8 protein-coding genes are annotated in these 13140 nt (G+C 47.9%); all 8 read left to right on the top strand.

What is annotated here, in order from left to right; all coding sequences use genetic code 11:
* The first annotated feature begins 115 nt into the window (after window positions 1-115).
* The 8 genes from AC6H3C_RS04110 to AC6H3C_RS04075 all read left to right on the top strand — a co-directional run bounded on the left by AC6H3C_RS04110 (window position 116) and on the right by AC6H3C_RS04075 (window position 13126).
* Window positions 116-1222 (top strand): acyltransferase family protein, encoded by a 1107-nt coding sequence (locus AC6H3C_RS04110; RefSeq protein ID WP_497519415.1) that lies wholly within the window; start codon window positions 116-118, stop codon window positions 1220-1222.
* A gap of 119 nt (window positions 1223-1341) precedes the next feature.
* Window positions 1342-2844, top strand: coding sequence for a glycoside hydrolase family 10-like protein (locus AC6H3C_RS04105; protein WP_497519414.1), 1503 nt, complete (start codon window positions 1342-1344; stop codon window positions 2842-2844).
* Between the two features lie 4 nt (window positions 2845-2848).
* On the top strand, window positions 2849-4315 hold the full coding sequence (locus AC6H3C_RS04100; protein WP_497519413.1) for a glycosyltransferase family 2 protein: 1467 nt from the start codon (window positions 2849-2851) through the stop codon (window positions 4313-4315).
* A 21-nt stretch (window positions 4316-4336) separates the two neighbouring features.
* Window positions 4337-6712, top strand: a complete 2376-nt coding sequence (locus tag AC6H3C_RS04095) for a DUF4922 domain-containing protein (protein ID WP_497519412.1) — start codon at window positions 4337-4339, stop codon at window positions 6710-6712.
* Between the two features lie 12 nt (window positions 6713-6724).
* A complete protein-coding gene (locus tag AC6H3C_RS04090; protein ID WP_497519410.1) occupies window positions 6725-7999 on the top strand; it encodes an AmpG family muropeptide MFS transporter in 1275 nt (424 codons plus the stop codon).
* Window positions 8000-8023: 24 nt separating this feature from the next.
* A complete protein-coding gene (locus AC6H3C_RS04085) occupies window positions 8024-8608 on the top strand; it encodes an RNA polymerase sigma-70 factor (protein ID WP_497519408.1) in 585 nt (194 codons plus the stop codon).
* A gap of 117 nt (window positions 8609-8725) precedes the next feature.
* The gene (locus AC6H3C_RS04080) at window positions 8726-9721 is read left to right on the top strand and encodes a FecR family protein (protein WP_497519407.1); all 996 of its coding nucleotides are present in this window, start codon (window positions 8726-8728) and stop codon (window positions 9719-9721) included.
* A gap of 156 nt (window positions 9722-9877) precedes the next feature.
* The gene (locus AC6H3C_RS04075; protein ID WP_497519406.1) at window positions 9878-13126 is read left to right on the top strand and encodes a TonB-dependent receptor; all 3249 of its coding nucleotides are present in this window, start codon (window positions 9878-9880) and stop codon (window positions 13124-13126) included.
* The last annotated feature ends 14 nt before the right edge of the window (window positions 13127-13140 follow it).

The raw sequence follows: 13140 nt of genomic DNA, 5'->3' as shown, positions 1-13140 counted from the left end.
TAGATTCAACTTGGTGGTCTTCGTGAATCGCTTCGTGTACTTTGTGGTTAAAAGAGCTGCAAGCACCAATGACCAATGACCAATGACCAATAACTAATAACCAATAACTAAAACAATGACCTTTTCAAAACGCCTGATGTCGCTGGATGTGCTCCGGGGACTGACCATTGTCCTGATGATTATTGTGAATAATCCGGGAAGCTGGAGCCATGTTTATGCTCCCTTACGACATGCCAGATGGAACGGTTGCACCCCCACCGATCTCGTTTTTCCTTTCTTCATGTTTATCGTGGGAACGGCCATGTGGTATTCGTTCAAAAAATTTAATCATCAACTAAACAAAGAGCTCTCGTTAAAGATCATCCGGCGAACAGTTCTTATTTTTGCCCTCGGTTTGTTCCTGAACGGCTTCCCGTTTATAGATTTTCATTTCAGCACATTTCGTCTGATGGGCGTCCTTCAGCGTATCGCTCTTGGTTACGGCATCGCTTCTTTTATCGTGTTGTTAACTCCTATCCGGTGGAACTACATCATTTCTGCTTCTCTCTTACTGGCTTATTGGGGTATCTTGTGGCTGTTTGGCGGCGAGCAGCCGTTTTCGCTGGAAGGAAATGCCGTTCTTCGTTTCGATACTTTTGTTTTGGGTGAAGGGCATTTATATCGCGGCTATGGCATCCCTTTCGACCCGGAAGGCTTGCTCAGCACTGTTCCGTCGGTGGTGAATGTATTGTTTGGCTATTTTGCCGGCCGTTTAATTGACCGGGAAACAAATAAACGGACAGCCGTTTATAAACTGATTGGATTTGGGGTGGCAGCCGTTATCCTGGCCCTGATCTGGAATCCGTTCTTCCCGATCAATAAGCCCATCTGGTCCGGGTCTTATGTCCTGTACACCTGTGGTCTGGCCGGTATTTTTCTCGCATTTTTAATTTGGGTGACCGACATCAAAGGAAAGCAGAAATGGGCACAGCCCTTTCTTGTTTACGGAATGAACCCGCTGTTTATTTTTGTACTTGCAGGAATGTGGGCACGGGTTTTATCCCTGATTCAGGTTTCAGCCTTGAGCGGGACGAAATCATTAAAAGCGTTCATTTACCAGGATTTACTGGTTCCCTGGGCCGGCGAGCTAAACGGTTCCCTGCTTTTTGCCTTGCACCTGGCTGTTTTATTTTGGGTGGTCGGGCTTATTTTGTATCGAAAAAAGATTTTTATAAAAATATAAGGAGGTCGTTATGTGATTGATCAATCTTCAACAGACGGATAAAACAAATAGCATCGTCCTGTTTCATCCCTGAATTTTGATTTAAATTAGTGGCTTCAACTTTTAAACAGTTTCAACCAATGCGAAAATTACATCTCCTGTTTCTGCTTGCGTTAAGCGTTTCGTTATCAGCGCAAACCCATTCGCCTAAATTCGAATTCAGAGCAGCCTGGGTAGCTACGGTAAATAACATCGACTGGCCGTCGAAGCCGGGATTAACGCCCAGTCAGCAGCAGGCCGAGGCCATTGAATTGCTCAACCTGATGCAGCAAAACGGTATGAATGCCATTATTTTTCAAGTCAGACCGGCTGCCGACGCTTTTTATCCGTCATCGCTGGAACCCTGGTCCCGCTATCTTACCGGCACTCCCGGGAAAGATCCGGGTTACGATCCCTTGAAATTCTGGATTCAGGAGTGTCACAACAGGAATATGGAATTTCACGCGTGGATGAATCCCTTCCGGGTAGCGCAGAATGCCGATGAACCGCTGGCCGGGAACCACATTGCGTTTAAACACCCCGAATGGATCATTAAATACGGCGGAAAGCTGTATTTCAATCCGGCCCTGTCGGAAACACGCGAATTTATGGCCAGTGTTGTTCACGACCTGGTGAGGCGATACGACGTGGATGCCATTCATTTTGACGATTATTTTTACCCCTACCCGGTTGCCGGCGAACCATTCCCCGACATTCCTTACTTTGAACAGTATCCGCGGCAGTTCGGGCCGGACCAACTGAACGACTGGCGGCGCGATAATGTGAACCGCACGATTCTCCTGCTGGCAACAACCATCAAAGCCACTAAACCCTGGGTGAAGTTTGGCATAAGTCCCTTCGGTGTCTGGCGTAACCAGGCCGACGACGTACGGGGATCGGCCACAAAGGCGGGTGTTACCAATTACGACCACCTGTATGCCGACATTTTAACCTGGCAGAAAGAGTGCTGGATTGATTACGTGCTTCCGCAGTTATACTGGCAAATCGGGCATCCGGCCGTCGATTTTAACTTATTGTGCAACTGGTGGAACGATCATCACTATAACCGCGCACTTTACATTGGCCATGCCGTTTACAAACTCGAACCGGCTTCAACGATTCCGGAGTGGAAAGAAGCCAGCCAGTTGCCGCGGCAAATTGAGCTGACCCGCCGGATTGAGGGAATTGAAGGCAGCGCTTTTTACAGCGCCAAACATTTTAAGCGCGACCTGCTGGGTTTCCAGGATACCTTGCAAAATCATCTTTACCGGTACCCGGCGCTGGTACCGCCCATGAACTGGATCGATAACAGTCCGCCGGCAAAACCGGTCAAGTTTAAAAAAAGCGGATCAACGCTGAAGTGGAAAACAGACATCGCTTCCGCCGAAATGGATAAAGCCACCCGCTTCATTGTTTACAAGAACAGGGAAGACGAACGGTTCAATCCGAATGATCCCCGTTTTATCATGCTCATTACTTCAGATACCAAACTGAAATTAGATAAGAACAACAGACGCAAAGAACGCTTTGAATTCCGGGTGTCGGTGCTCGACCGGCTGAATAATGAAAGCCCGCAAACAAAGCCAGTGACTACAAAATGGTAACATCATGCAACATTTAATCGATTGTTTTATCTCTTTTTGCGGGAAAACCGAAACGCAACAAACGATTAATCAGCTAAAAGAGAGCAAGCTGGTTAATTCCGTATTTATAATCAGTCCCGAAGCCGTCAAACTGGATCAGGCAGAAACCCTGATAACCGACAATCCATTTTCAGCCGAATGCATCAGGCAAATTGCCGATCGAACTGACTGCAGTTTTGTGTTGATTGCACTTCGCAATACCCGGCTGCAAGCCGGACAATTTGCACTGGAACGAATGGTACAGTTGGCTGAAGACAGCGGGGCGACTATGGCATACAGCGACTATTACGAACTGAAAGAAGGCATCCGCAACAATCATCCGGTGATTGACTACCAGTTGGGAAGCCTGCGCGACGATTTTAACTTCGGGCCGGTTCAGCTTTTCCGAAGAGAGGTGTTAACAACTTACAAAACAGCCGTGTTTGCCAATTGGAACTATGCCGGTTATTATGCCTTGCGCCTGCTGGCCTCCCGGATGGGAGAGATCGTCCGCATCCCGGAGTTCCTGTTCACGATGGCCGAAACCGATATCCGCAAATCAGGCGAAAAGCAATTTGATTATGTGAGCGCCAATGCCCGCGACCGGCAAATTGAAATGGAACAGGCCTGCACCATTCACCTTCAAAAGATCGGCGCTTTTCTTAGGCCCGATTTTAAAGAAGCGGAATTCGCCGGAGAATTTCCGGTAGAAGCCTCGGTGGTTATTCCGGTGCGCAACCGCATCAAAACCATCCGCGACGCTGTTGATTCGGTCTTGACTCAGAAAACAACATTCCCCTTTAACCTGATTGTGGTGGATAACCATTCGACCGACGGAACCACCGAAGCTTTGCAACAGTATGAGGACGACCGGCTGATCCACCTGATTCCCGAACGGACTGACCTGGGAATCGGCGGCTGCTGGAACGAAGCGGTTTTTCATGAAAACTGCGGACGTTTTGCCGTTCAACTGGACAGTGATGATTTGTATTTTGATGAAAATACCTTGCAAAAGGTGGTTGATAAATTTTATGAGGAAAAATGTGCGATGGTCATCGGCTCTTACCAAATGTGCAATTTTGTCCTTGAAGAAATTCCGCCCGGCCTGATTGACCATAAAGAGTGGACTCCTGACAACGGGCCGAACAATGCCTTGCGCATCAACGGGTTGGGGGCGCCGAGGGCATTCTATACGCCTGTTCTCCGCGATATCCGCATTCCGAATACCAGCTATGGCGAAGATTATGGCGTAGGACTGGCCATTTCGCGCATCTGGAAAATCGGCCGGATTTACGAAGCCATTTACCGCTGCCGCCGCTGGGAAGATAATTCCGACGCTTCGCTCGACATAACAAAACAAAATATACATAACGCCTATAAAGACAGCCTGCGTACCTTTGAGCTAAAGGCAAGGATGCAACAACAGGTTAGCAAAAACAAAAGAGGGAATTAACCGTTAAGCCGGAAGAGCAACATGACCGATAAACGCTTAGAGATAAAAGTAACCGAACTCATTCAACAGCAAAAGCAGGATTGGGAACTGGCCAAAACAAACTATGCCGGACTGGAAAAGGTGGAATCGCGTACGTTTGATTTCGGTGATTTCCGCATCGATACCCAGTTTAATCCCGGGCGGATTCGCTCTTCGGCGGCCAAAACCGATATACAATCCATTCAGCAACGGGCATGTTTCCTGTGCGGTCCGAATCGTCCGAAAGAACAAGCGGGGCTCGATTTTATGGGGAAATACACCATTCTGCTAAACCCTTACCCGATTTTTCCGGAGCACCTGACCATTCCGCTCAATAAGCACTTGCCGCAAGAGATTGAACCTTATTTGGCCGACATGCTGGAACTCAGCCAGGCTTTGCCCGGCTTCACCGTGTTTTACAACGGCCCCCAATGCGGCGCTTCTGCACCCGATCATTTCCATTTTCAGGCCGGAAGCAAACAATTCATCCCTGCCTGCAGCGAACTGAAAACACTGGCCGAAAAACCGGGCGAATTGTTATTTCATGATCAGACGACGAGCATTTATGCCATTGGGACGGGGTTTCTTCGGAATGTTCTGGTCTACGCATCCACCTCTTCCGCCAACCTGCAGCAACATCTCCGAACCACGCTGGATGTGCTGAAAGAACGCAGACAAGAAGGCGAGCCCATGCTTAACCTGCTGGTTAATTTTGAAAACGGACAATGGCAGGCTTTGCTCTTCCCGCGCGACCGACAGCGGCCCCGGCAGTTTTTTGACGAAGGAAACGCTCAAATCCTGATGAGTCCCGCCTCGGTTGAAATGGCCGGATTAGTCATTCTTCCCCGAAAGGAAGATTTTGATAAACTGACAAAAGATGATCTGGAAGACATTTACCGGCAAGTCAGCATCAATGACGAAGATTTTGAACAACTGAAAATCAGCCTAATCGGACGTTATAAAATGGGAAAAACAGCAGCGCCGGACGCCGGTGCAACGAAAACAGAAACAGGCGGTGAACCGTTTGGCAACGACACGCATCTGAACAGGCCGGGACAACCCGAAATACAGGTAGGTGTGATGTCAGCGACGGAAATCAACTTTGAGCTCAAAGGTCATTATACATCCGGGAATCAGCCTGCCGGCCCCTGTTTTAAGGCAGTGATTGACGGAGACGGGATTCGGCTTCAATCCCGGCAAGGAGAACCGGTTCGGGCCAACGAATTTTACTTTCAGTCAAAGGCAGATGCTGATTCCTTTATTTTAAAAGGAGTTACCATAGGTATCGATTTTCACTGGGAGCAGAAACAGGACCAGCAGTTTCGCGGGAACCTGAAATTGATTGCCGAAAAAGGAAAACTTTGGGCGATCAACGTGGTGCCGCTCGAAGAATACCTGCGTTCGGTGATTTCGTCGGAGATGAGCGCCACCAGCTCTCCCGAGTTGTTGAAAGCGCACGCCGTAATTTCGCGCAGCTGGCTGTTGGCCCAAATCGGGAAAAGCAAAAAACTGAAAACCGGGCAGCAGGTTTACCAAACCACCCAACAAAGCGAACGCGAACTGATCCGCTGGTACGACCGCGAAGACCACCGCCTGTTTGACGTGTGTGCCGACGACCACTGCCAGCGTTACCAAGGCATCACCAAAATCATCAGCAACAAGGCCAATGCGGCCATCGAAGCGACTTTTGGCGAAGTGCTGTTTGCCGACGGGCACATTTGCGATGCCCGCTTTTCGAAATGCTGCGGCGGTATGTCCGAAAATTTTGAGCAGGTATGGGAGCCTGTTTTTCACAGTTACCTGACCAGTATTACGGATTCGGAACAGCTTGCCGGTACCGGCGCCAACCTGCGCCTCGAAAGCGAAGCGGAAACCTGGATCCGTACCAGTCCGCCCGCTTTTTGCAACACCGCCGATAAGCAGGTGCTGGCGCAGGTGCTGCCCGACTTTGATCAGAAAACGGCTGATTTTTACCGTTGGAAGGTGACTTATACCCAGGACGAACTGTCGGCGCTTATCCATAAAAAAACAGGGATCGACTTTGGACGAATCATCCGGCTCGAACCAGTTGAACGGGGATACTCAGCCCGTCTGATCAAACTGAAAATTACCGGCACGAAACGAACGATGACAATTGGCAAAGAGCTGGAAATACGACGGGCGCTGTCTGAATCGCACCTGTACAGTTCGGCTTTTGTCATTGATCACCTGGATGAGCAACAGGGTATTCCGCAACAATTTGTACTCACCGGGGCCGGCTGGGGGCATGGCGTTGGCCTCTGCCAGATTGGCGCTGCCGTGATGGGCGAAAAGGGCTACGACTACGAATCCATCTTAAACCATTACTTTAGTGGCGCCAGCCTGATAAAACAATACTAAAAACGAAAACGAATGAAAAAAGCCGCTACCCGAAATGCCTGGACCTGGATCCCCTCGCTTTATTTTGCCGAAGGACTTCCTTATGTTTTTGTGATGACCGTTTCGGTGATCATGTACAAGCGGCTTGACATTTCGAATACCGAAATTGCCCTGTACACCAGTTGGCTGTATCTGCCCTGGGTCATTAAGCCCGTTTGGAGCCCGATTGTAGATAACCTGCGCACCAAGCGTTTCTGGATTATCAGCATGCAGTTGGCGGTGGGCGGCGCACTGGCCGGTGTAGCGTTCACCCTGCCGGCAGACAACTTTTTCAGATATAGCCTGGCCTTTTTGTGGCTGATGGCTTTCAGCTCGGCTACGCACGATATTGCTGCCGATGGTTTTTACATGCTGGGACTTTCACAGCGTGATCAGGCGTTTTTTGTGGGCATCCGCAATACCTTTTACCGCCTGGCCATGCTGGCCGGGCAAGGGCCGCTGGTTATTCTGGCCGGGCACATGGAGAGCATTGCCGAAGAAACATCCTGGGCCTGGAGCATCACTTTTTTCGTTTTAGCCGTATTTTTTGTCGCCTTCTTCTTCTGGCACTTGTTCATCCTGCCACATCCGCCCGCCGACGACCAGCGGGGCGATAAAAGCATCCGGGAAGTAATGAACGATTTTGTCGAAACGTTTAGTTCCTTTTTCAAAAAAGAAGGTATTGTTGTAGCCTTGGTGTTTATTTTGGTTTTCCGCCTGGGCGAAGCACAACTGGTTAAACTGGCTTCTCCGTTTTTGCTGGATGAGCCGGAGAAAGGCGGTCTTGGGCTAAGTACCGGAAACATTGGTTTTGTATACGGAACCGCCGGGATTATCGCGCTCATGCTGGGGGGAATCCTCGGGGGAATTGCGGTATCGCTTCACGGGATCAAACGATGGCTGTGGCCCATGGTGCTGGCCATGAACCTGCCCAACCTGGTGTACGTGTTCCTGGCCTTTGCCCAGCCGCAACAGCTCAGTATCATCACCACATCGGTGGTGATTGAACAATTTGGCTATGGTTTTGGCTTTACGGCCTATATGCTGTACATGATTTACCTGTCGGACGGAAAACACAAAACCGCCCACTATGCGCTTTGTACCGGTTTCATGGCCCTGGGCATGATGCTTCCGGGAATGATCAGCGGCTGGATACAGGAAATGGTGGGTTACCAAAACTTTTTCATTTGGGTGATGATTTGCACGATTCCCGGCTTTGTGATCGTAAACTTTTTGAAAATCGATCCAAAATTCGGGACCAAAAAGTAACAGGTTTTTCATTAATTTTGGGCCATGCAGATTATTCAAGGCATTTCCGAAAAAATATTGATTGACCGTTTAATTGCCGGAGATCAAACCGCTTTTGAATTAATTTTCAGGCATTATTATCCGGGGCTGGTAATCTTCACCGCTCAGATAACGCAAAACCGGGATGAGGCAGAAGAAATTGTTCAGGATTTGTTCTTCAGAATCTGGAAACAAAAAAATCAAATAAAAGGCTCCTTGTCGTTAAAACCTTATTTGTTTACTTCGGTACGAAACCGGGGGCTGAACTTTCTGGAACGTAAAAAAACAGAGGCCCGAAAGATCGATGAATTCAGGGAAATAATAAAGAACAACCTGACTTTTGAACCGGATATCTTTGTGAGCAGCGAACTTCAGAAAAGAATCAATCAGGCTTTTGATAAATTACCTCCGCGGACCAAAGAAATTTTTATTCTCAGCCGGATAAACGAATTGAAAAATGATGAAATTGCCGGGAAGCTGGAGATTTCAAAAAGAACGGTTGAAACCCAAATCAGCCATGCGTTAAAAATATTGAAGCACGAGTTGAAAGATTACCTGGTCTTGTTATTCCTCTTCGATCTTTTTTTCTAAAAAATGACTTTCCGACTACGTGTGCGCCGTAGCTCATCTGTATTATTTACGAAAGCAAACCAAAACGCTTGTTTTCTTTAGACGTATACGAGACAATGATAAAAATGAGCATGAGCCTTGAGAAAAGATAAAAACATACCTGAGAATGCCACCGAAACGTTTGATCAGTTTCTGGAAGGGAAGAAAAATCAGACAAACACTGATCAGCTTATCGAAGCCGGCCTGTTGATTTCGGAAATGAAATCGGTTGATACCGATGCCGCCTATTCCATTCTTCATGTGAAGATCAATCGCCGCCATAAAATACAGGCGTTTTACGCCCAATTTGGCCGGATCGCCGCCATCCTGATCCTCCCGCTTCTTATGGTAACGATATGGAGTCTTAGCAAAAAATCATCGGACCCGGGAACCGAGTCGTTAAGTTATTACGAAGTGTCCAGTCCGCCGGGAATCAGGAGTAAGGTTCAGTTGCCCGACGGAACGGATGTGTGGTTGAACGCCGAAAGCCGTATCCGGTATGCGATCCCTTTTGTCCGGGCTACCCGCGAACTGGAGCTCACCGGCGAAGCTTTTTTTGATGTAGCTAAAAATCCGGAGGCTCCGATGGATGTGAAATTTAACAACATCACCGTCCGGGTTCTTGGCACACAATTTAATGTAAAAGCCTTTCCCGACGAAGAACATTTGGAAATCGTACTGAAAGAAGGAAGCATTGAGCTGCAAAACGATGTGGCAGGCGCTGACCGTGAAACTGTCCGGCTAAGCCCCAACCAACAATGGAAATACGATAAAACGGCACAGGTATCTTCGTTAAAACTGGTGGATGCCGAAAAATACATCGCCTGGCACCGGAATATTCTCATCCTGGATAATACGCCTATGGAAGAGATGGCCAGGAATCTGGAACGCTGGTACGGAGTGGACGTGCAGGTGACCGACCAGGAACTGAACAAGTATAAGTTTACCACGGTATTCGAAAATGAACCGTTACACCGGGTGTTGGAATTACTTGAAATAAGTTCGCCGATTAAAATTACCTACGTTCCCGGTAAAATAGATGCAGTAACCGGAAAAGCAGAGAAATCAATAATTCGAATCAATAAAATGAACTAAACAGTGAAAAATGAAAAGGGAAAAGTGCTCCAACACTTCTCCCTTTGTATTCACCCTAAGGGGTAAATGTTTTACTAAAAAACAGTCAAATTTATGAAAAAAAGCATGAATCGGGTATGTTTTGCCCTGGCAAAGCATCGTAAAAAATTCACAATTATGCGCAATACGCTTTTGATTTTATTAATCAGTGTGTTTCAGGCATTCGCAAGCAACTCATTCTCGCAAACGAACAAACTGAACCTGGAAATGAAAAATGTGACCATCAGGGAGGTTTTATCGCAGATTGAAGAAGAAAGTGGTATCTATTTTCTCTATAACGGAGAATTAATCGATGTGAACCGGCAAGTTGACATTTCTTCCCAAAATGAAAGCATTGATCAGATTTTATCACGTCTGTTTGGCGAAAACGAAGTGAACGCAACGGTGAAAGACAGGCATATTGTTTTAACGCCTGTCGTTAATCAGAACCGGATCAATCAACAACAGCCGGCAAGTATTGGCGGTCAGGTGCTTGACGCATCGGGTGCGCCAATGCCCGGAGTTACTATCGTAGTAAAAGGCACAACAACCGGTACCATTACCGATTTTAACGGAAGCTACATGCTTTCGAATGTCCCGGGCAATGCGGTTCTTCTGTTTTCATTTGTAGGAATGAAAACAAAAGAAATTCCCGTAGCCGGAAGAACCACGGTGAATGTGGAACTCGAAGAAGAAACCATCGGGATTGAAGAAGTGGTAGCGATTGGATATGGCACGATGAAAAAAAGTGACTTGACCGGCTCGGTGGTTTCGGTGAGCGCCGATGCACTAAATAAATTCCCTACAGCCAGCGTCACCGAAATGCTCCGGGGACAAGCGCCCGGCGTCCAGGTATCCTTAGCCGATCCCAGCCCGGGCGGTTCTTCTACCGTCCGCATCCGGGGAAACCGTTCTTTATCCAGTAGTCAGAATCCGCTTTACCTGGTTGACGGAATGATTGTGCCTCACATCAACGACCTGAACTCATCCGACATCGAATCGATCGAAATCCTGAAAGACGCATCGTCTCAGGCCATCTACGGTTCCCGGGCATCTAACGGTGTTATTCTAATTTCAACCAAACGGGGAGCGGCCGGTAAGGTTTCGGTCGATGTTAATTCCTATGCCGGGTTTCAGAAATTCAAAAAGAATTTCTCACTTTATTCACCCGATGAATGGCTCGAATTGCGGTTCTGGGCGAAATATAACGACGGGCAGGCCGGTATTGGCACTCCGGACAACATCAATTACGAAGCCGTGCTTGACGATGCCGTGATGTACGAAGCTTATACAAACAAACGTTATGTCGATTGGGAAAAATTGATGTTGGGCAACGCCTTGCAACACAAACATGATGTTACTGTTCGAGGAGGAACGGAGAAATTCAGATTCTCAACCGGCTTCGGGTATTATAACCAGGAAGGCGTTGTCGAAAAATCCGGTTATGAACGGGGGACATTCCGCTTAAACACGGATGTTGTGATTACCGACTGGATGGATTTGGGCTCGAACATTTCGTTCACAAAGTCATCCAAACAAACCGCCGATGGCACCTTCAACCAGTTTATCACCCGCCCACCGCTGGCACAGGCGTATGATCCCGACGGGAATCTGATCCGCGAATCGACCAGCGCGGGGGATATTAACCCCTTGTGGAGAATTCGCAACTACGATGAAGAACAACAGGATGAATACCTCAACCTGTCATCTTCGGTTACCATAAAGCCTTTCAAAGGATTTAGCTATAAGCTTAGCGCCAACCTTCGTTCAAACAACAGGGAAAGAGGTGTTTACAGAACCAAGCTTTATCCGGCTTCAACCGGTGAAGGTTTAATCCGGAATTTTACCCGTTCAAGTTGGCTGATCGATCATGTGGTGAACTACGAACTACCCATCGTCAATAAAAACCATCAGTTAACGGTTACACTGATTCAAAGTTCGGAGGAAGATGTACAAAAAAATACCGGGTTTGATTTTCTGAATTCAACGACTGATATTTTCAAGTGGAACGTTGCCGCCGATTCTGAGATTTCTGAAGTGACGCGGAGTATCGAACGTACCAAGGCAGCATCGTTTGCCGGCCGTTTGCACTACAACCTGATGAACAGGTACCTGCTTACCGCCTCTTTCCGGCGTGACGGGGCTTCGGTTTTCGGGAAAGAGAACAAATGGGCCAACTTCCCTTCTGCTGCTCTTGCCTGGCGGGTTAGCGAAGAACAATTTCTCAAAAAGGTCGATTGGCTTGATAATTTAAAGTTCAGGGTCAGTTACGGCGTAGTCGGTAACTGGGCTATTCCGGCTTACCGCACCCTCGGGCTTTCCGACAGCTATGAATATTTGTTTGGAAACGGCCTGGCAGTCGGATATCTTCCCACCGCGCAACTTCAAAACCTGGGACTGAAATGGGAAACCACCGGTTCGTTTAATGCAGGCATCGATTTTTCGGCATACCATGGCCGGCTGAACGCCTCGCTGGAGCATTACCGGACCAGGACCGAAGACCTGCTTCTGCAGCGGACCATCCCGTCCATTACCGGGTACAATACCATGTGGGATAACCTGGGTGAAACAAAAAGCTGGGGTTGGGAAGCCACCATAGATGGCCGGGTCATCGATCAGAAAGACCTTATTGTAAGCCTGGGTGCCAGTTTTTCGACCCAGAAAAACGAGATTGTCAGGATTGACGGACGGACGGATGAAGAAGGCAAACCTATCAACGATACCAACAACAGGTGGTTTATCGGTGAGCCGATCAACGTCGATTATAATTTTGTTTTCGGGGGTATCTGGCAGGAAGGCGAAACGCCCACCGAGAGTGACTATCTTCCGGGAGATGCAGTCCCAACACCCGGAAACATCAAAATTTCAGACTACAACGGCGATGGCGCCATAACCACCGACGACCGAAAAATTTATACCCTTGATCCCCAGTGGTATGGCTCATTTAATATGAATGTCCTGTTTAAAGGCTTCGACCTTTCTCTTGAATTTTATACCGTTCAGGGCGTAAAAAAGAACAATAACTACCTGTATCTTTTTGATTCGGGCGGTAGTTTGAACGGAAAACTGAACGGAATGAAAGTGAATTACTGGACGCCTGATAACCAATCAAACGAAGCGCCTCGTCCGCAGTTTACAGCAGCGGTACCTTATTTCAACCTCTTAGGCATACAGGATGCATCCTACTTCAGGTTACGTACGACAACCCTGGGGTATACGCTCCCAAAATCATTAACCTCTCAGATTTTTATTGAGAAGGTTCGGTTTTATATGACCGGGACTAATTTGTTTACCTCAACCAAATTTAAATCGTACAGTCCGGAAACCGCTCCCGGTATTTACCCGGAAGCGCGTACGTTTACTTTTGGGGCAAACCTGACATTTTAAGGAATGGGAATGGT

The sequence above is a fragment of the Gaoshiqia sp. US2 genome (genome assembly GCF_059705485.1).
Note: the sequence above shows the minus strand (reverse complement) of the source record. Positions and strands in the feature narration are given on the sequence as shown.